Annotated in this window: 17 protein-coding genes; 7 read left to right on the forward strand and 10 right to left on the reverse strand. The window is 67.2% G+C overall.

The genetic code is table 11. From position 1 onward, the window contains the following. Positions 1 to 32: 32 nt before the first annotated feature. The gene (locus U0177_RS23885; RefSeq protein WP_409573184.1) at positions 33 to 1,301 is read right to left on the reverse strand and encodes a BMP family ABC transporter substrate-binding protein; all 1,269 of its coding nucleotides are present in this window, start codon (positions 1,299 to 1,301) and stop codon (positions 33 to 35) included. 338 nt (positions 1,302 to 1,639) lie between these two features. Here U0177_RS23885 and U0177_RS23890 point away from each other — a divergent pair, with 338 nt between their 5' ends. After that, positions 1,640 to 2,335 (forward strand): class II aldolase/adducin family protein, encoded by a 696-nt coding sequence (locus U0177_RS23890; protein ID WP_409573185.1) that lies wholly within the window; start codon positions 1,640 to 1,642, stop codon positions 2,333 to 2,335. A gap of 337 nt (positions 2,336 to 2,672) precedes the next feature. Then, positions 2,673 to 3,182: a cyclic nucleotide-binding domain-containing protein gene (locus U0177_RS23895; RefSeq protein WP_409573186.1), complete on the forward strand. Its 510-nt coding sequence runs from the start codon at positions 2,673 to 2,675 to the stop codon at positions 3,180 to 3,182. A gap of 264 nt (positions 3,183 to 3,446) precedes the next feature. Here the strand turns inward: U0177_RS23895 and U0177_RS23900 are convergent, their stop codons facing one another. Both U0177_RS23900 and U0177_RS23905 read right to left on the reverse strand, forming a co-directional pair. Continuing rightward, entirely contained in the window at positions 3,447 to 4,214 is a 768-nt protein-coding gene (locus tag U0177_RS23900) for a sortase (RefSeq protein WP_409573187.1), read from the reverse strand. 86 nt (positions 4,215 to 4,300) lie between these two features. Beyond that, positions 4,301 to 5,848, reverse strand: coding sequence for a sensor histidine kinase (locus U0177_RS23905; RefSeq protein ID WP_409573188.1), 1,548 nt, complete (start codon positions 5,846 to 5,848; stop codon positions 4,301 to 4,303). 229 nt (positions 5,849 to 6,077) lie between these two features. Here U0177_RS23905 and U0177_RS23910 point away from each other — a divergent pair, with 229 nt between their 5' ends. Beyond that, positions 6,078 to 6,914, forward strand: coding sequence for a GNAT family N-acetyltransferase (locus U0177_RS23910; RefSeq protein WP_409573189.1), 837 nt, complete (start codon positions 6,078 to 6,080; stop codon positions 6,912 to 6,914). Between the two features lie 64 nt (positions 6,915 to 6,978). Further along, entirely contained in the window at positions 6,979 to 7,842 is an 864-nt protein-coding gene (locus tag U0177_RS23915) for an alpha/beta fold hydrolase (protein WP_409573190.1), read from the forward strand. A 347-nt stretch (positions 7,843 to 8,189) separates the two neighbouring features. On the opposite strand, the gene U0177_RS23920 is transcribed toward U0177_RS23915, so the two are convergent. Beyond that, complete coding sequence (locus tag U0177_RS23920; protein ID WP_409573191.1) at positions 8,190 to 9,713, reverse strand: FTR1 family protein; 1,524 nt, start codon at positions 9,711 to 9,713, stop codon at positions 8,190 to 8,192. A gap of 247 nt (positions 9,714 to 9,960) precedes the next feature. Here U0177_RS23920 and U0177_RS23925 point away from each other — a divergent pair, with 247 nt between their 5' ends. Then, positions 9,961 to 10,665, forward strand: coding sequence for a metal-dependent transcriptional regulator (locus U0177_RS23925; protein WP_409573192.1), 705 nt, complete (start codon positions 9,961 to 9,963; stop codon positions 10,663 to 10,665). A gap of 78 nt (positions 10,666 to 10,743) precedes the next feature. Further along, the gene (locus tag U0177_RS23930) at positions 10,744 to 11,007 is read left to right on the forward strand and encodes a hypothetical protein (RefSeq protein ID WP_409573193.1); all 264 of its coding nucleotides are present in this window, start codon (positions 10,744 to 10,746) and stop codon (positions 11,005 to 11,007) included. A gap of 74 nt (positions 11,008 to 11,081) precedes the next feature. On the opposite strand, the gene U0177_RS23935 is transcribed toward U0177_RS23930, so the two are convergent. The 6 genes from U0177_RS23935 to U0177_RS23960 form a co-directional block, all read right to left on the reverse strand. Continuing rightward, the gene (locus U0177_RS23935; RefSeq protein WP_409573194.1) at positions 11,082 to 12,299 is read right to left on the reverse strand and encodes an MFS transporter; all 1,218 of its coding nucleotides are present in this window, start codon (positions 12,297 to 12,299) and stop codon (positions 11,082 to 11,084) included. 164 nt (positions 12,300 to 12,463) lie between these two features. Then, positions 12,464 to 12,997 (reverse strand): hypothetical protein, encoded by a 534-nt coding sequence (locus U0177_RS23940; RefSeq protein WP_409573195.1) that lies wholly within the window; start codon positions 12,995 to 12,997, stop codon positions 12,464 to 12,466. Beyond that, entirely contained in the window at positions 12,978 to 13,340 is a 363-nt protein-coding gene (locus U0177_RS23945) for a hypothetical protein (protein WP_409573196.1), read from the reverse strand. Before U0177_RS23945 ends, U0177_RS23940 begins: the two co-directional genes overlap by 20 nt. A 21-nt stretch (positions 13,341 to 13,361) precedes the next feature. Further along, complete coding sequence (locus tag U0177_RS23950; protein WP_409573197.1) at positions 13,362 to 14,195, reverse strand: hypothetical protein; 834 nt, start codon at positions 14,193 to 14,195, stop codon at positions 13,362 to 13,364. Positions 14,196 to 14,285: 90 nt separating this feature from the next. After that, positions 14,286 to 16,148 carry a DNA mismatch repair endonuclease MutL gene (gene mutL / locus U0177_RS23955; RefSeq protein ID WP_409573198.1) on the reverse strand — a complete coding sequence of 621 codons (1,863 nt, stop codon included), beginning with the start codon at positions 16,146 to 16,148 and terminating at the stop codon, positions 14,286 to 14,288. Between the two features lie 383 nt (positions 16,149 to 16,531). After that, positions 16,532 to 17,656, reverse strand: a complete 1,125-nt coding sequence (locus U0177_RS23960; protein ID WP_409573199.1) for a Stp1/IreP family PP2C-type Ser/Thr phosphatase — start codon at positions 17,654 to 17,656, stop codon at positions 16,532 to 16,534. A gap of 170 nt (positions 17,657 to 17,826) precedes the next feature. On the opposite strand from U0177_RS23960, the gene U0177_RS23965 reads away from it, so the two are divergent. Next, complete coding sequence (locus tag U0177_RS23965; protein ID WP_409573200.1) at positions 17,827 to 18,765, forward strand: ROK family protein; 939 nt, start codon at positions 17,827 to 17,829, stop codon at positions 18,763 to 18,765. Positions 18,766 to 18,794: the final 29 nt, after the last annotated feature.

The following is an 18,794-nucleotide window of genomic DNA, read 5'->3' on the forward strand; positions in this document are numbered from 1 at the left end:
TGCCTCGCGCTCTCCTTGTCGCCTCGCGCGGCCTAGCTGGCCTTCGGCAGCTCGGCGCTCACGCCCTCGGCCCACCAGTACATGCAGAACTTGCAGCCCGACTTCTTGTCGAACTGGTCGAGGTCGCCCTGTTCAAGCTTGGCGCCTGCGGGCACGACCTCCTTGCCGGTGTTGTCCTTGATCGGGCCGGAGAACACGTCGAAGCGCGTGAACTCGCCCTTCTGCATCTTGGCCAGCGTGTCCTTCACCTGCTGGATCACCTCGGGCGGCAGGTCGGCCACGCCCTTGGTCGGCTGCTGGCCCTCCATAAAGCCATATAGCCCAAGGCCGCCGCTGTCGGCGTCGAAGTAGTCGTAGCCGACCTTATAGCTGCCATCCTGCACGCCCTTGGCCACCTTGGCATAGATCGGGCCCCAGTTCCAGTACGGCGCGGTGAGGCAGCGCTCGACCTTGCAGCCGCCAGCCCAGTCGTAGGTGATGCCCCACTTGCCCTTCTCCTGGGCCACGTCGGCCGAGGCGGGCGTGTCGGCGCCGGTGAACACCACCTGCGCGCCGGCGTCGAACAGCGAGGCCGCGCCCTCTTTCTCCTTCACCGGGTCGTGCCAGGTGTTGATCCAGCGCACGTCGAGCGTACACTCGGGGCATGTCTTGCGCATGCCCAGCGCGAAGGCGTTGCCCAGGCGCAGCTCCTCGGGGATCGGGAACGTGGCCATGTAGCCGAGCTTGGGGTTGCCGTCCTTCTTGGCGCGCGCGCCGGCCAGCATGCCCGCCAGGTACTTCATGCTCTCCATCGCGCCGAACAGGTTGCCGAAGTTCTTGTTGTTCGTCTTGAAGCCGCTGATGTGCACATAGGTGATCTTGGGGAACTCCTCGGCCACCGTAGCCATCGGATCCATGAAGCCGAACGAGGTGCCCAGGATCAGGTTGAAGCCCTTGCGCGAGAGGCTGCGGAACACCTGCTCGGAGTCGGCGCCCTCGGGCACATTCTCGACATACGCGGTGTGCACGTTCGCCACGTTCTTCTCGACGAACTGCAGGCCCTCGTAGTGCGCCTGCGACCAGCCGCCGTCGTCGTGCGGGCCGATCAGCACCATCGCAATATTGAACTTGCCGTCCTCGACGGCGGGAATCTGGAACTTGCCCTCGGTGGTTGCGCCGCCCCCGGCCGCCGGGGCTGCCGTGGCACCAGCGGCCGGCGCGTTGCCGCCGCTCGCGGCCGGCGCATTGCCGCCACAGGCGCTCAGCAGCAGCGCCAGCACGATCAGCACGCTCGACCACCGTACGAATGAGCCCGTTCGCATGTGTTCTCTCCTTGTGATACTTCTGGCGTGAACTCCAGCTACTATCGGCAGCGCGCACGCGCGCATCACCGCGTCGGGATGGGAAAAAGAAACGCAGGCACACGACTTTCGCCGATGCCCGCGTCGCTGGAATGCATGGCCGGGTGCGCTTCGAAACGAGTTATACTCGTCGACTTCGAGCGGCGCTGCTCACTCAGACTACTACGTGTGGATTGGGCGGGAGCGAGTATAGCGTACGGCTGGTTGTCTGTCAAGAAATCGTTATGACGCCGATCGACCGTGGCGCGCGGCTTTTGATGTACCATGGCGCTACGTTCGAAAGACAAGGAGGCATCGCAATGCTGCTTGAAGAATTACGCCGCCAGGTGTTCGCCTACGCCCGCCAGATGGCCGCCGATGGGCTGGCCCACGGCTCGCAGGGCAATATCAGCGCGCTCGACGCCGCCAGCGGCCTGGTGGCGATCACGCCATCGGCGGCCGACTACGCGACCATGACCGCCGAGGATATCGTGGTGGTCGACCGCGACGGCGCGGTGGTCGAGGGCCGCTGGAAGCCGACGATCGAGACGCCGCTGCACACGCTGTTCTACCGCCGCCGCCCCGATGTGGGCGCGGTGATCCACTGCCACGCGCCGTATGCCTCGGGCTTCGCCGCGGCGCTGCGCCCCATTCCGCTGGTGCTAGCCGAGGCTGCCGCGTGCCTTGGCCAGCCGGTGCCGGTGGCGCCGTTCATGCCCTCGGGCACGCCGCAATTCGCCGAGCTGATGCTTGCGACGATTGGCAGCGGCCTGGCGGCGGTGATGGGCCAGCACGGCATCGTGGCCTGCGGCGCCGACCTGCGCCGGGCCTACGCTTCTACCGTGGCCGTCGAGGATAGCGCCCGCGCCTATATCTTCGGCTGCCAGCTCGGCGCCGCGCCGGCCGCGCTGCCGCCCGAGGTCTGCGCCGAGCTGCACGGCTGGTGGCTTAACTTAGGGCCGGGTGGCGATATGAAAACCCCGGCGCGCGCGGGGCTTTCCTCGCGCGCGCCGTAGTGCGGGCTGATATGAAGGGATGGCCGTCTAACACTTCGGGCATTCGTCGTCGGCGTAGGGGCCATGCTCGGGGCAATCACAGCCCGGAGAGTCATCGGTTGCGTTGTAGTGCGGCATTGCCATGTCTCCAGTGATCCAATAACTAGAGCTATTTTAGGAGATTTGCAGATATACGACCAAGAATCGTATATTACAGTTCGATAAACGAAAGTGTAGCAATTTATTTGCGCAGTTGCCCGGAACAAGCCGATTGATGAGGTTTATACGGCCTCAAGCCGCAGTAGCGTGCTGTGCTATACTACCAGCACAGCATTCGCCAGCCGCCCGGAGAGCAACTATGACCAACCTCAAAGTGATCGAGCACCTGCGGCGCGCCGAGATCTTCCTCGGCCTTGTCGACGCCGAGCTGCTGAAAGTGGCGGCGGTTTGCCGGGGGCTGAAGGTCGCCGCCGGCAAGGCGATCTTCAAAGAAGGCGACAGCGGCAATGAGCTGTATATCATCCTCGACGGCTGTGTGCGCGTGATGATCAACACGCGCGGCGCCGATGGCTCGTTCGCGCCCTCGACGATCAACCGGCTCTACCCCGGCCAGTGCTTCGGCGAGATGATCCTGCTGAACAACGCCGCGCGCTCGGCCACCGTCGAAGCCGTCGATACCACCACGCTTATCGTGATGTACGAGCACGATTTTCGCCAGCTGTGCGAGTCCGACCCACGGATCGGCTATGTGGTGATCCGCAACCTCGCCCAGGATCTGGCCTTCAAGCTGCGCTCGTCGAACCTGCTGCTGCGCGGCCAGATCCGCTGGCAGCACGACGAGCTGGGCAAAGCTCACTCTTCTTCGTAGCCGTTCTCGGCCCAAACGCTTGCCTGAAAAGAGCGAGTGCGAAGGGCGTAGCCCCTCGCACTCGCTCTTGGCCGCGGCCGGCCGGCTATGCCCGCGCCAGCCGCCTGGTTGATACGCTGTTCGCTTGATTATTTCTCGATTGTGTTGCACGACGTGGCGAAGCTACGTCGTGCAACACAATACGAAATGGGGGCGGCGAAGCCGCCCCCAAACCCCCACTAAAGTGTAAGTAATCAAGCGAATTTGGTATGAGACGTATTGGCTCTAGGAAGGCTCGGCGATGGTGATCAGGCGGTGGCTCTCGTCGATCACCTCGCCATCCTGAATGACCTTGTCGCCGATGCACGAGACCATCGTCACCATCTCTTTGCCCTGCGGCAGCACATACTCGACCTGATCGGGCGTGGCCCACACCTGCCGGGTGATGACGTAGCTATGCGCGGCGCCGGCGGCGTCGTACAGCACTACGCTGGCGCCCGGCTTGAGCTCTTTCAGGTGGGCGAATGGCGCGGCGATATTCGGGGCGCTGCGGAAGCGCAGCACGTGCCCCCACAGCACAATATTCTCGCCCTGGCCCGGCCCGGCGCTCAGGTTGTACCAGCCGACATCGTGGTTTGGCACGATCGGCACATTGTTGCGGTCGAGGCCAACCGACACCGGGCGGTAGTCGAGGTTGATGTCGCCGATCACCAGCCGCGTCGGCGCGCTGCTGGCGGGCTGCTGAGCCGGCGCGGGCGCGGCCGGCGCCGGGTTGCTGGCGGCAGGCTTGGGGGCCGGCTGGGCGGGTGGCTCGGTGGGCGGCAGGATCAGCGCGGCGGTCGGCTCGGCTTGCGCGGTTGCGCTAGCAGTCGGCGCGGGCGCGGCGGTTGGCGATGGCTCGGCGGTTGGCTCAGCGCGGAACAGGCTCGGGTCGTCGGTGGCGATCGGCGCGAGCGTGGCTACCGGCGCGGCGGTGGGCGCAGTCGCGGCCTCGCCACCGCCACAGGCACTCAGCAGCACAGCGGGAATGCAGAGCCAGAGGTGTCGTCGCATGTGTGTTCTCCGGGGGGGCCTGGGGTGGCCCGTGCGGCCGCGGCGGCGTGGGGCCGGGCCGGTGCCTTTTCGAATGCTCGGCTATACTATACCACATGCGCCTCGGCCTCGGCGGCCTGGTTGGGCGTGCCAATTGCTACTGGCAGCGTAATCGTGAATGTCGAACCTTCGCCGATAATACTGCTGGCCTGGAGGTCGCCGCCGAGCATATGGCAGTAGTGGCGGCTGAGCGCCAGGCCCAGGCCGCTGCCGCCATACAAGCGCTCGCCGCCTTTGTTCAGCTGTGTGAAAGCTTGAAACAGCCCTTTGATCTGGTCGGGCGACATGCCAATGCCCGTGTCGGTGATCGTAAACTGTATCCATTCGGGCAAGCTGCTGCCGGGTGCGGCCGGCAGGCGCCGCACTTTCAGGTGGATGCGCCCCTGGTGGGTGAACTTGCAGGCGTTGCCAAGCAGGTTGAACAGCACCTGGCGCAGCTTGGTCTTGTCGGTGAACATCGGCCCGATCTCGCGCGGGCAGTCGACGCTCAGCGTGTTGCCGTGCTGGCGCGCAAGCGAGGCCATGGCGGTGGTGACCTCGTACATCAGATCGCGGGTATCGACCGGCGCGGACTGTAGCTCGATCTTGCCGGCCTCGACTTTCGAGAGATCGAGGATATCGCTGATCAGCGCCAGCAGGTGGCGGCCCGAGATCTGGATTTTATTCAGGTCGCCTACCAGATCGATCTGGCCGAGCGCCTGCAGCTGCTCTTCCATCAGGTCGCTGTAGCCGAGGATGGCGGTGAGCGGCGTGCGCAGCTCGTGGCTCATATTTGCCAGAAACGTGCTTTTGGCGCGGTTGGCGGCCTCGGCGGCCTCCTTGGCGCGCTGCAGCTCTTCGGTGGTGCGCTGCAGCCCATTGCTTAGCTCGAGCAGCTGGGCGTTGCTGTCCGCCAGGTAGGCATTGGCCGACAGCAGCGGGTTGAACAGCTGCTCGCGCAGGATCGCCCGCGCGAACAGGATGCTGGCGATCGCCGCCAGCAGCGCGTCGGTCGAGTAGGTGTTGATCACTGGCAGCGTATTGACGAGCACAGCGCAGGCGGTGAGCACGCTGCCCAGCAGAATATGGCGGGCGCGGCCACGCCGGTTCGCCAGAATGCAGCCGAGTGCCGCAAGGTGAAACAGCCCGACGACGCCAAGCAGCGGCAGGCCTACCTGCGTATACTGAATCACATAGCGCCCGTCGGCGCTGAGCGACTCGAACGTGAGCACTTGCCCATTGAACAGCGCCGGCGTGACAAACAGCAGCAGCAGCAGGCCCAGGCCGGTGAGCCCGCGCGCGATCGGCCGATCCCAGAGGCCAGTGTAGTGCGCGGCCAGCGCAAAGGTGGCGATGCCATTAAGCGCGATGGTGAAGGCCAGCACAAAGATGTAGAAGGTTGGGGAGCGGCCAAGCAGCACCGCCAGGCTCAGCAGAAAGCCCGCCAATCCCCAGGTGGTGACAGTGGCCATGTAGCTGGCCATGAATAGGTTGTTGCGCTGACCTGATCCTTGCCACAGCACCAGCAACATTGTCGCCAGGCCAACCACAATGCTGATCAGGCCGCAGGTAAACCCGAGCACGGTATTAAAATGGATGTCTATCGGCACAAACATGGTGTTTCGATCAACCTTGGCGCGGCAAAGGCGCGGCGAATAGCTACTGGCAACGGCCATCCACTATGTTTATCGTTTACGCGCGTCTGTAAGATGCGGCAAATGCAATGCTATACTTTCTGTCAGATCGGCGCGAATCGAGCCTTACGCAGCGGTACGATAAACTGCGCCGGCGCAGTGGCAGGCCGAAATTCTGAGAAACGATGCAAACCTAACGAAAGGTAGTGCTATGACTGACACGCAGCAATTCGTTCCGGCGTCGGCGTTTACGCTTGATGCGCTGGCCGATCTGTTTACCCGTGCGTTCGAGGGCTACCGCTACGCGATGCGCGTCACCGCCAGCCTGCTTTCCGACCGTATTGCCGGCGAGAATATCGACCTGCACCGCTCGCTGGTGGTGCTGCTGGGCGGCGAGCCTGCCGGCGTGGCGCTGCTGGGGCTGCGCGGCGCGCAGGCCTGGTGTGGCGGCTTCGGCATCGTGGCAGCGGCGCGCGGGCGCGGGCTGGCCGTGCCGCTGGCGGTGGCAATGATCGACCAGGCGCGCCAGGCTGGCGCGCGGCGGCTGAGCCTCGAGGTGCTGGCGGGCAACCAGCCCGCGCTGGCCACCTATGTGCGCGCCGGGCTGCGCGCCGAGCGCGATCTGCTGCTGCTGCGCTGGGTGCCGGCTGAAGGCGCGCCGCCGGCTGTGGCCGACACCGCGCTGGAAGAGTGTGCGCCGCGCGAGCTGCTGGCGCATTTCGACGCGCTGCACCCGGCCGCTGCCGCCTGGCAGCGCGACCTGCCGTCGCTGCTGATACGCGGCGGGCTGCGCGGCCTGGCGCTGCGCGAGCGCGGCCGGCTGGCGGCCTACGCGCTGTTTCAGGTATCGGCAAACCGCCAGGTGCAGCTGGCCGACCTTGGCGCCGCCGATGCGAGCGCCGCCGCCCAGCTGCTGCGAGGGCTGCGGGCCTATGGCGCGCCGCTTGTCGCCATCAACGAGCCGGCCGACAGCCCGATCACCAGCGCGTTTCTGGCCGAGGGCTGGGCCGAGTTTGAGCGCCAGCACGAGCTTGCGATCGAACTCTAGCGCCAACACTTTTCGGCAGCGCGGCCACGGAAGATTCACAACGACAAATAGAGGAGCGAATACTATGCCGCTATTCGACTGGTTCAGCCGCAAGAGCGCGGCCGGCGCGAGCGCTACGGTCAACGGCATCGCGCTCGCGTATCGCGACGAAGGCCAGGGCGAGCCGATTGTGCTCGTTCACGCGTTTCCGCTCAGCGGTGCGATGTGGGAAGATCAGATCGACGCCCTGGCCACGCGCTTTCGCGTCGTAGCGCCCGACTTGCGTGGGTTTGGCGCCAGCGCGCGCGGCAGCGGCATGGCCAGCCTCGACCAAGCCGCCGACGACGTGGCGGCGCTGCTCGATCACCTGCAGATCGAGCGCGCCACGCTGGTTGGCCTCTCGATGGGCGGCTATATTGCCTTCGCCATGCTGCGGCGGCACCGCGCGCGGATCGCGCGGCTGGTGCTGGCCGATACGCGCGCCGGCGCCGACAGCGAGGAGGGCCGGCTGGGCCGCGAGCAGAGCGCGCAGCTGGCCGAGCAAAACGGCGCTGGCGCCATCGCCGAGCAGATGCTGCCCAGGCTGCTCTCGGCCGGCGCCAGCGCGGCAGTGCGCGACGAAGTGCGCAAGATCGTGGTAGCGAACGACCGCGCCGGCATTGCTGCGGCGCAGCGGGCCATGGCCGCGCGGCCCGACTCAAACTCGCTGCTGGCGACGATCGACATACCGACGCTGCTGATCGTCGGGGCGGCCGATGTGCTTACACCGCCCGACGAGGCCCGCGCGATGCAGCGGGCGATCGCTCACAGCACGCTTGTCGAAATCGCCGGCGCCGGGCACCTTGCGAACATTGAGGCGCCCGACGAGTTCAGCGCGGCGATCGAGGCGTTTATCGCCGGCCCGCAGGCGCTCGGCCGGGCGGGCGGCGGGCTGGCCGGGCAGTGGTAGCACCGGGTACCGATTGCAGCGCTCGGATCGAAACAACCTCTATATAACAGGGCTTACGCGGTCGCCTGCAATATGAGCTTGTTCTGCCTGCGGCAGCATGGTACTTCGCTTTCTTTTGTGCTCAGATGTTGGCGCTTTGCGCCAACATCTGAGCACCAAACATGAAAAAGTACCGCTCTGCCGAAGGCAAAAACGCGCACCGCGTAGCTCGTGTATGTAACGCAAGTGCGTAGCTTCTCTTTTGTTGTGGCCTGCCCGGCGAAGCCGGGCAGGGCCACAACAAAGTTCGGCGGCTTCGCCGCCCCCGAACCCCATATACAGCACGTGATCGGCCGGATGCGCTTTGGCTATGCTGCTGCGGTGCTCAGCCCGCGTGCGCGGCGATCCTGGGCGCGCAGGTAGAGGAACGCCGCTAGCGCGCCGGCCAACAGCGCCAGCTGCGGCAGCAATGTTTGCCACGTCAGGTAGATGCCGAAAAATTCCAGCAGCGCGTTGCCGGATCCATCGCCGATGGGCGAGGCCGGGATGGCGCCGGCGACCTGCAGCGCGTGGATGCCGGTGCCGACGAACTTAAAGCCCAGGTAGTACACAAGCAGGCCGGCAATGCGGAAAAACGGCCGCAGCGGCAGCTTCACGCCAACTACGAGCATCAGCACTGCCAGTACCACCAGCACCGCAGCGCCGATGCCAATGCCGAGCAGCATGTCGCGCATGGCAATAGAGGGCGCCATGCCCAGGTAGAATACCGCCGTCTCGGCACCCTCGCGGAATACCGCCAGAAATGCCAGCAACCCCAGGCCGGCCATGCTGCCGCGCGCCAGCGCGCGGGTCGTCTGCTGGTTGATGTAGCGCTGCCAGGCGTGCAGGCTGGCCTTGCTATGCAGCCAGTACGACACATAGAACAGCATCGCGGCGGCAATCAGGCCGATAATGCCTTCGATCAGCTCGCGATTGCGCCCGGCGCTGATGTTATTGAACAGCATCTGCAGCAGCAGCGCGGCCAGCAGGCTAGCCAGCACGCCGAGCGCGCCGCCGGCCCAGATCCAGCCGCGCTTGTCGCGGTTGCCCGATTTTGTCAGAAACGCCAGCAGCGCGATGATCACAAGCAGCGCTTCGAGGCCTTCGCGCAAGATGATCGCCGCCGCATCGACCGCGGTGTAGGCGCTGGCGGTGCTGTAGGGCGCAAGCGTGGTTTGAATTTTGCCAAGCGCGGCGCGTGCGCCCGCCAGGTCGGCGGGGCTGGCGCGCAGCGCCGCCGCGACCGTGCCCATGGTCGCTTCGATCGCGTGGTAATCGTCGTTCGAGCGCGTGGCGATCTGATCCTCGGCGGATGGCCACGCGCGGATGAAATCGTCGAAGCGCGCGCGCGCGGTGTCGGCGTCGCCCTGCGCGAGCGCCGCGTCGACCGCGCCGACTGTCGCGAGCAGGCCGGCCGGAGTTACCTTGGCGGGCGCGGCGGCGGGTGCGCTCGCGGGCTCGGCCGGCGCGGTGGCGAGGCGATCGGCCACTTCGGTGATCTCGCTGCCGAGATGCGTGTAGGCAGCCTTGACAGCGGCCGGGTCGGGCGGGGAGGCATACGCGGCCGCCTTCAGCTGATCGAGCGCGGCCTCGATGTCGGCGTAGCCCTTGGGATCGCGGGCGCCGACCTGCTGCTCGAAGCCGCCCCAGATCGCGTGCAGCTCTTCGTACTCGGCGCGCATCAGCTCGGGCTTGCCAGCCTCGGCGGCGGCCACGCCCTCGGCGGTGTGGCGCGTCAGGTCGCGCACCTGATCAGGCAGCGGCTGGCTTTGCGCGGCCGCTATTCCAGCGGTGAACAAGGCCAGCATACCGGCTAGCGCGGCGAGCACGAGGTTGCGAAAGCGGGGGATCATGCGTGTTCCTCCTGATGCTATCGGGGGCGGCCAGGCTACCTGGCGCATGACACGGGCATGCGCAAACACAGGGGAAGCTTGCATGCTGCCCCTGGCTGGGCTATAATAGCCGCGCATCGCTACAAATGTTCTTATATGCGAACTGGTGTTATTTGTATGTGCTCATCGACGGCGTTAATATAATCTAATATCGACAGTTTGTCAACTTTTTATTTGCTAAACTCAGCCTAGCGCAGGGGGCGCATGCATGACAGAAGCGCAGAAGCACTCGACATCGCGCCGGCGCCACGCCCAGGATGGGCCGACTGAAAAGATGCGCGAGTACCTGGAAGTGATCTACTACCTAGCGGCGCGCAACGAACGGATCATTGGCGCGCGGCTGGCCGAGTGGATGAACGTCACCCCGCCGACGGTGACGAATATTGTGCAGCGCATGGAGGAGCAGGGCTATATTCTGCGCGATGGGCGCGGCGAGATCCGCTTCACCGACACCGGCTTCGCGCTTGCCGAGGCTATGGTGAAGCGCCACCGGGTGCTCGAGCGCTTTCTGGTAGATGTGATGGGCATTCCCTGGCACAAGATCCACGAAGAGGCGGTGCGGCTCGAGCACAGCCTTTCGCCGCTGATGGAAGAGCGCATTGTGGCGCTCGTAGGCCACTCGGCCACCTGCCCGCACGGCAACCCGATCCCCGGCAGCGGCGTGGGCTACGTTGGTACGGTACGGCTCGACCAGGCGCCGGTGGGCAGCCGGTTTGTGCTGCGGCGGATCGTCGAGGAGGCCGAAGAGGACTCCGACCTGATGCGCTACTTGCAGTCGCACGGGCTGATGCCCGGCGCCCAGTTCGAGGTGATCGACCAGTCACCCTCGTATGGGGTCGAGCTGCGCGGCGCCAGCAAAGCGCTGACGATCTCGGCGCAGATCGCGGCGGTGCTCTGGGGCGAGCGAGCATAATGCGCTATTTACATTTACCGAAGATAGCATATAATCGTAGTACCGACGAATTTCTCGATATTAGCATGGAGGCACCGCATGTCCGAAATTTCTGAGTTTTTCCCGGTCACTGCTGGGCTAGTTATTGGCTTGGTAGTGCTGCGCATCGCTAGCCCACGCATTCGTGCGATCGCTCTGATCGCGCTGAGCGTGCTGGCAGGCGTGTTGGCCAGCTTTATCAGCGGCGAGCTGTTTATCAGCTGGGATTTCATCTTCTTCGATATTCCGCTGGTGTTTGCCGCGGCCGCGGCGGTGGTGCTCGGCGTGAGCTGGTGGCGGCGCCGGTCGGCCGCAACGCGCTGAGGGCGGCGCTATCGCACAAAAAGGCAGCCGGCGGCACGCCAGGCTGCTTTTTTCGTTGGCTCGGCCAGGGCGCGCTATGGCGCCGGCGCCGCCCGCGGGCCGCGCAGCCAGCGGTAGCCGATCAGCAGCAGCAGCGCGGCGCCGAAGGCCAGGCCGGCGCCATAGACAAACGGCGCTTGCTTGCCGACATTATTCCACAGGTAGGCGGCCATCAGGTTGGCCGGCAGCGTCGCCAGGCCGCTCAGCGCGGTGAACCAGCCGAGCGCCGCGCCGCGCCGGCCTTTCGGCACCAGATCGGCGACGAACGCGCGCGCCACTCCTTCGGTCCCCGCGTAGTACAGCCCGTACATCACGAACAGCTCGGCGATATGCCACGGCTGGCTGGCAACGCTCCACCCCAGGTAGGTGAAGCCAAACACCACCAGGCTGAACAGCAGCAGCGGCAGGCGGCCAAGCACGTCGCTCAGCGAGCCGAGCGGCGTGGCGGCCAGCGCGTAGGCAATATTGAAGCCGGCATAGAACAGCGGCACCAGCATCAGCTGCGCGTCGATGTCGAAGCTGCGCAGGAAGATAAACGAGTCGGAGGAGTTGCCGAGCGAGAAGATCGCCCAGATCACGGCGAAGGCCCAGAAGCGCGCGCCCAGCGGCTCGGCGCTGGAGGGCGCGGCCGGCTCGGCCGCAACCGGCGCCTTGCGCGCCGGCTCGCGCAGAAACAGCGGGATGATCAAAATGCTGATCAGGCCCGGCACGATCGTCCAGCGGAACACCGCCGACAGATCTTCGCCGGTTCGGTTCAGCACCAGCATGGTGGCGAGCGGCCCCAGCGCAGCGCCGAAGGTGTCCATCGAGCGGTGAAAGCCGAACGCCTTGCCGCGATACTCGGCCGGCACGCTGTCGGCGATGATCGTGTCGCGCGGCGCGCCGCGAATGGATTTGCCGACGCGGTCGACGAGCAGCAGCGCCAGCGCCGGCTGCCACGTGCTGACAAAGCCGATCAGCGGCTTGGCCAGGTTGCTGAGGCTATAGCCAAGTATGATCATCGGGCCGCGGCGCGCCACCCGGTCGCTGCGCTTGCCAACCGCCACTTTCAGCAGGCTGGCGGCGGCCTCGGAGATGCCCTCGATCAAGCCGGCCAGCGCCAGCGGGGTGCCGAGCCAGCGCACCAGAAAGATGAAGCGGATCGGCACCAGCATCTCGCTGCTGATATCGGTGAAGAAGCTCACCAGCCCGAGTACGACGACGTTGCGGTTGAGCCCGGCGCGCCAGCCGGTGGGCTGTGTCTGTGATTCCATAGCTCCTCGAATGGTAGAAGCTGCCCGAAAAGGGTGGTTTGGAGGGACTTCGTCCCTCCAAGCCACTCTTTCTGGTGGGTGGCGGCTACGAATGTGGCCGCCACCCACCAGAAAAGAGGTGCGCCAGGGTTATGCCCCTCGCACTTCCCCTTTCAGAAAGGTTCTTAGGGCAGCCGCGCGAGCACCGCGTGGGCCAGGGCCTGGGCGGCCGGACCGAGCGACTGCGGCGCGCGGCGAGCGTCGGTAAGAATGACGAACACGATGATGCCGGGCTTCGACACCAGCACGCTGCCACCTTTGCCATAGGCGGCGGTTTCAAAGCCGCCGATCGCGCGCGCGCCCTCGTGCTGGAAAAAGCGCGCGCGCTGCTCGAAGCTGGCCGCGTCGGATCGCACCGCCGTAAGCTCGACCAGCACCGACGCGGCGGTATGGGCCGCCAGCGGCTCGTACGAGCACTCGGCGTCGATCAGCTCGTGCTCGCCAATCGGCTCGGCCGGCGGCGCGCCGAGCGCCTGATCCACTTCGGCCTGGGTCAGCAGGCTGCACGGGTCGGGCAGGCTGCCGGCGGCGCCCAGCGGCGCCTGCGCTGCCGGAAAGTATGCGCCCAGGGCGAACACCGCCACGGCGAGGCCGCCCACCACCAGCGCGAGCACGCCGATCTGCCAGTACGCGCGCCTGCTACGCGTCGTCGGCGTCATCGGCTGCCTCGGCCACGTCGAGCACGCTGATGGCGACGAGCGGGTGCCGCCAGCGCCCAGCGCCGACGATCTCGCGCAGCGCGCCGCCGCTGTACTGCGCGAAATCGTCGGCCGGGGCGGCCTGGCCCTCGATCCACAGTGTTGCGACGACGGTTGGCTGCTGAGTATCGGCGGCCGGCGGGCCGGCCGCGAGCGCCTTGACCGCCACCGAGAGCCGCGGATGGCGCCAGTGGCCGGCGCCGAGCACATCGCGCACGATCTGCGCGCCGGCCTCGGGCGTAGGTGGTGGCCCGCCGGCGCCGACGAGCGCGAACTGCGCCTTGAGCTGAATCGCTTTATGCATCGGCCGCGTCTTTCCTATCGACTACTGCAGCTGGTCGAGCGCAACCCACTGGCCGCGCCGCTCGACCTCGATGCGCATAATTGGGTGAATCTCCCATAGCGTACCACGAGTTTTGCCGATCTGCTCGGGATGCTCGGGGTCGAACATAAGCCAGCCGCTGATGCGGACGTGGCTGCCAGCGTGAACCAGCTGGGTGAGCGTGTCGATCGACCAGGCCGGGTGTTTGGCGCGCAGGCGCGGCGTGACCTCAACCACCACCGCGCCGCTGCGATCGGTGCTGGGCTGATCGACCAGCCAGACGTGGAAATCGCGAAACTGCGCGTCGGCGCCGTGGCAGTTGGTCGACTCGGGGCCTTCCTCCTTGGCGCCGGCCAGGTAGCCTTCTACGGCGATCGGCGTGCCCTCGTGGGCTGCGATATCGCGCGCGTCGGCGGCCGGCCAATCGCTGCGGCGCTTGCGCTCGATCGCCTGCGGCCAGGCCAGCTGTGCCACCGCGTCAAAGCTCACCGGCGCGTAGTCGCCCTCGTCGACGCGGTTCTTCAGCTGGTTGAGCGCGGTGTCGCCGCCGTCGCCAGCGGGCGGGCAGCCCTGGAAGTCGCTGCCGGCCGGGCGCGGCTTGCGCGGCATATCGGGAAGGCCGCCGGCCGGGCCAGCGGCGGCCGTCGCGGCCGGGCCGGGCGCGGCGGTATCGGCCGGGAGCGGGCCGCCCGGCGCGGCTTCCGTGCTGATCAGCACCGGGATGTCGGGCTGAGGCGACGGCTGCGGCGCCTGGTACGAGCGCAGCAGTAGGTAGAAAACCAGCACCAGCAGCGCGAAAAGAATGATCCGGCGTGTTGTCCAGTTTGATCGTCGCATACCACCTTCCCCGCATAACGAATACGATCATCTGCGGTCGATCGGCTGTGATGTTGCGTTGGCGCTGCGGTGGTTCGAATGTGCGGCGTACTACTTGATGCGCCCGAACTGGCGTTCGAGCTGGCTTGTTGTCAGCAAGATCATGGTTGGGCGGCCGTGCGGGCAGGTGCGCGGCGCCTGGCATTGTTCGAGCTGCACGATCAGCTGGCGCATCTCTTCGGGCGAAAGTGTCTGGCCGGCGCGGATCGAGCTATGGCACGCCAGCGTGGTAAGCATGGCCTCGCGCCAGTCGTTGGGCGTGCTGCCGCCGCGGCCATGCAGGTGGTCGGCCACCTCGAGCAGCGCGCCATCGAGCGTGCTGTCGCGCAGGCCGGCGGGCACGGCGCGGATCTTCAGGTGCATGCCGAAATCTTCGATCGCGAAGCCCCACTCCTCCAGCGCCTCGGCGTTGCTCAGCAGCAGCGCCTGGGCGGCAGGCGGCAGCTCGAGCGTCTGCGGGATCAGCAGGTTCTGGCGGTCGAAGCCGCCGGCGCCGCGCTGGGCCATCAGGCGCTCGTAGGTCACGCGCTCGTGGGCGGCGTGCTGATCGATCAGGTACATCCCGTCGGGCGACTCGGCGACGATATACGTCTGGCTCACCTGGCCAACGACGCGCAGCGGCGGGAGCTTCGAGGCGGGCAAGCCAGGCGCGGGGAAGGCGGGCAGGCTATCGGCCGGCGCCTGCGTGGCGTCGCCGACGCTCCGGCTCGCCGGCGCGATCTCGTCTGCCTGCCACGGCAGGCCGCGCTCGCCCCACCGATCGGCCTCGCCCTGCGGCAGCTGGGCCGCGTCGGCCCCCTGCCTGCCGACCTGCGGCGTGTCCCAGCGGTCGCCGAGGCGGCGCAGCTCGAAGCGGCGCTGCGCGACCTCGCCGGCCATGGGCGCGGCCGGGTCGTCCCAGGGGCGCACGCCGCCGCCCTCGATCAGCGCCGCGCGCACCGCGCGGCCGAGCGCGCCCATGACGCGGGCGCTGTCGCGGAACTTGACCTCGCTTTTGGTCGGGTGTACGTTCACATCGACCATCGCTGGGTGCACGCGGATGTCGAGCGCAGCAACCGGATGGCGGCCCTTCATCATGAGCGTATGGTAGGCTTCCTCGAGCACCATCGCCAGCTGGCCGCGCGGCTGGATCGCGCGCCGGTTGACGAACAGGTGGATGTAGCCGCGCGAGCTGCGGGTGAGCCCAGGCGGCGACACCAGGCCGCGCACGCTGATCGCCTCCTGATCTTCGCCAATCGTCGTATCGACGGGCAGCAGCTGGCGGGCGACCTCGAGGCCGTACAGCTCGATCAGCGCCTCGCGCATATCGCCGCGCCCGCTCGTCTGCACGGCCAGCCGGCCGTCGACCAGCATCGAGAAGCGCACCTCGGGGTACGCCAGCGCGTACTGCGTCACCACCGCGCTGATCGCGCTGGCCTCGGTGGCCTCGGAGCGCAGAAACTCGCGCCGCACCGGCGCGTTGTAGAACAGGTTGCGGATGCTGAAGCTGGTACCCGGCGAGCAGCCGCGCGCGCTGCGCCCCTGCAGCTCGCCGCCGGCGATCCGCAGCTCGGTGCCAAGCTCTTCGGCGGCCGCGCGCGTGATGCACACAACCTGCGCGACCGAGGCGATCGACGGCAGCGCCTCGCCGCGGAAGCCTAGCGTGGCGATCGCCCATAGGTCGTCGGGGGCGCGCAGCTTCGAGGTGGCGTGGCGCTCGAACGCCAGCTCGACTTCGTCGGCCGGGATGCCGCAGCCGTTATCCTGGATCTTCAGCTCCTGCAGGCCGCCGCCGCGCACCTCAACGCCGATGCGGGTCGCACCTGCGTCGAGCGCGTTCTCGATCAGCTCTTTCGCCACCGATGCCGGCCGCTCTACCACTTCGCCGGCGGCGATCTGGGCGGCAACCGTCGGCTCGAGCACTCGAATGGGCATGCGTCCCTCGTTTACACAGAGAACAGATGTGTGAGCCGTTATTGTACCATATTGGGGTGGCGCATGCAGCTTTCCGCACGCTAGGCCCAGGGCTCGTGCAACGTCTTCGATCTCTCTTCTACCCCCTCCCCTGGCAAGGAGGGGCCATCTGGTTGTAGGTGGTGCGGTCGCGGCGGCGACCGCACCACACAGCCACCACTGGCCGAGAATCCCCCTCTCCCGCGTGCACGAGAGGGGGGTAAGGGGGGTGAGGGCCGACTTTGTACCAGCCCTGGCGCTGGGTCGCGCCGGGCGCTACGCGCGAGCCACAAATGTGCACGCGTCGTCGCATATGCGCGGCCAATGCTTTGTGTGGATCGCGCGCTGCCATGGCCTGCGCCTGCTCAGCGCGCGGTTGGTGTGATCGCGGCGTTGGATGTAGGCGCCACGCTGGGGGCGGGCGGCAGCGTGGGCGGGGCCGCGGTGGCGGCAGGCGCGCTGGGCGCAGCGGTCGGCGTGGACTCGGCGCCGCCAGGCGCCAGCACCGACGGCGCGTAGAACAGAATAATGCCGATCAGCACCGACAGCAGCGCCAGCGCCAGCACCAGGCCGCGCCAGTTCAGGCCAGGCTCGGGCGGCCGCGTGGGCCGGGCCGATGCGGCTGGCGGTGCGGCGGCTGGGGCGGGCTGCGGCTCCAGGCGCTCGGTGGGCGCCTCGGCGCGCGCGGCCAGGCGCTCGGTGGCGGGCAGCTCGATCGTCGTTCGATCATGCAGGTCGTCGGGGGCGGGCGCGCCCTCGCCGTACCACTCCAGCCCGTCGACGCGGGCGATCATCACCGTGATGTTGTCGGTGCCGCCGCGGCTGTTGGCCAGGTCGATCAGCGCCTGGGTAGCCTGCTCGGGCGGCTGCTCGCCGGCAATCTGCAGGATCTCGGCGTCGGTCACCAGGCCGTGCAGGCCGTCCGACGAGAGCACGACAATGTCGCCGACCTGCAGCGGCAGCCGAAACAGGTCGACCGTCACGTCGGGCTGGTAGCCCAGCGCGCGGGTGATGACATTGCGGTGTGGCGAGAAGCGCGCCTGGTCGGCGGTGATCAGGCCGGCCGCCACCTGATCGCTCACAAACGAGTGGTCGCGCGATACCTGGCGGATCTCGCCGTCGCGCACCAGGTAGGCCCGGCTGTCGCCGACATTGGCGATATGCAGCGCGTCGTGGTGCAGCAGCGCCGCCACGCCGGTGGTGCCCATGCTGCCCTGGCCGCGCGCGAAGATCGAGCTGTTGGCCTGCTCGAACGCCTGCTCGAGCGCAGACTGGCGATCGTCCGACGAGTCGCCATAGTAGTTGGCCAGGATCGTCTCGACGCCAATCTGGCTGGCGACTTCGCCGGCGGCATGGCCGCCCATACCATCGCAGACCACCAGCAGCTCGCCAAGCTGCGCGGCCCGCTCGTCGCCGCCAACGCCAAAGTTATCTTCGTTGTGATCGCGGGTTTTGCCAACGTCGGTTCGGGCGCTGTGACGCAGCTTCATGCAAACCCCGGATGGCTGGTGCGCTTGCTGAGCGGCAAGTATAGCATGCTCGCGACAAGGTGACAAGCTTTGCGATGCGGCTGCGGCAAACGTTGCGAACTTGTCATCCTGGCGCGCCCGGCGCGATGCTATAATGCCCACGAGGTGATTGCAACGAGGAACAAAGCTGTATGCGCTACATCATTGGCGTCGATTTGGGGGGAACGCAGCTGCGCGCCGCCCTGGCCGACGAACAGGGCCAGCTTTACGACGAAGTCCGGGTGCGCACTGCCGCCGACGAAGGCTCCGCCGCAGTGATCGACCAGATCGTCGACTGCGTGGTGCAGGTGCGCGCGGCGTTGCCGGCCGGCGGCGCGCTGATCGGTATTGGCGTAGGCGCGCCCGGCCCGCTCGACCCGTTCGAGGGCGTGGTGCTCGACCCGCCAAACATCCCCGGATGGAACAATGTGCCGCTGCGCGCGATTCTGGCCGAACGCTGCGCCCTGCCGGTCGAGCTGGGCAACGACGCCAACGCCGCCGCGCTGGGCGAGTGGATGTTCGGCGCTGGGCGCGGCCGGCGCAACCTGGTGTACCTGACCGTCAGCACCGGCATTGGCGGCGGCGTGATCGCCGACGGTCGCCTGCTGCTGGGCTACCGCGGCTCGGCTGCCGAAGTCGGGCTGCATATTGTCGACGCGGCGAGCGGGAGCTACTGGGAGGAGCTAGCCTCGGGCACTGCGCTTGGCCGCGCCGCCGCCGAGGGCATGCCCGCCGAGCCCGCCAGCCTGCTGCATGGCCTGGCCTCGCCCGAGTCTGTCACAGCCGCCGAGGTTTCGCGCGCGGCCGCCGCCGGCGACGCGCTGGCGCTGCAGCTCATGCAGCGCGAGGGCCAGCTGCTGGGCGCGGGCCTGGTGAACATGCTGCACCTGTTCGCGCCCGAGCAGATTGTGATCGGCGGCAGCGTGGTGATCCATAACCCCTACCTGATCGACTGGGCGCGCGAGGTGGTGCGCGCGCGCGGCCATGCGATCTACCAGAGCGTGCCGATCGGTTTGGCCGCCCTCGGCGACCGCGCCGGCATTCTGGGCGCGGTGGCGCTGTTTCTGCACATGCGCGAGGGCCGCGCGTGAATGTGCTGATCTCGTCGTCCGAGCGGCTG

The sequence above is a fragment of the Kouleothrix sp. genome, assembly GCF_046328425.1.
In the GTDB taxonomy this organism is placed as follows: domain Bacteria; phylum Chloroflexota; class Chloroflexia; order Chloroflexales; family Roseiflexaceae; genus Kouleothrix.